Genomic DNA, 699 nt, shown 5'->3' on the forward strand with positions numbered 1-699 from the left:
CTGGATTATCAATGGTAAAGAAGAAGTAGACTCTGACTATCCACTAGATCCCACTAAACCTGTAAGTATCCCAACTCACGGTGGTTTCAAGGGAATTGAGTTTGATTTCCCAGCGAATCTACAGATTCAGATCCCACAAGGTGCTCCTTATTTCGGGGAATATTTGGATAAATGTCCATTTGCTTTTGATGGATTCTTAGGTTGGGATTCTTTAGTTGCTACAGTGTATGGTAGCAAAAAAGATAAATTGGGGAATGATATAATTGACTGGTCTGCTGATAGTACCAAACGTGGTAAACAGTATGATGTAGATTGGATTATTGATTTATATGGCCACAAGATTAGTTGGCCAGATGGGTATTACTACGATAAGAATCCTGATGGTTCTCCTAAAGAAGTGATTTACCCTGATAATATGAAAGGCACTGTTCAACTTAAATCCACCTATACGGCATGGAGAGAAGTTGGCAAAGACGCTAAAGGTTTACCTATTTGGGAAAGCTACGGTGCTCCTACTCCTTCAGGTAAACACAAGCTGAACTTCACAAGTAAGGTTCCTGCTTCAAAAGGTGGTCATGTACTCCCAAGAAACAAACCTTGGCATAACCGTCCAGTTAACGTTCCAGTTGGTTTAGATGATCAAGGAAAATATACATTACTTCAGCAACTAGGTAACTCTTCTGACTCTGAACAATGGTT

At 39.8% G+C, this 699-nt stretch carries 1 protein-coding gene; it reads left to right on the top strand.

Annotation, left to right across the window (positions count from 1 at the left end; genetic code table 11):
- Positions 1-699, top strand: a 699-nt coding sequence (locus N1032_RS25455) for a hypothetical protein (RefSeq protein WP_259543382.1), incomplete at both ends; no start/stop codon positions are given.

Source organism: Herbiconiux daphne, from assembly GCF_024979295.1.
GTDB lineage: Bacteria > Actinomycetota > Actinomycetes > Actinomycetales > Microbacteriaceae > Herbiconiux > Herbiconiux daphnes.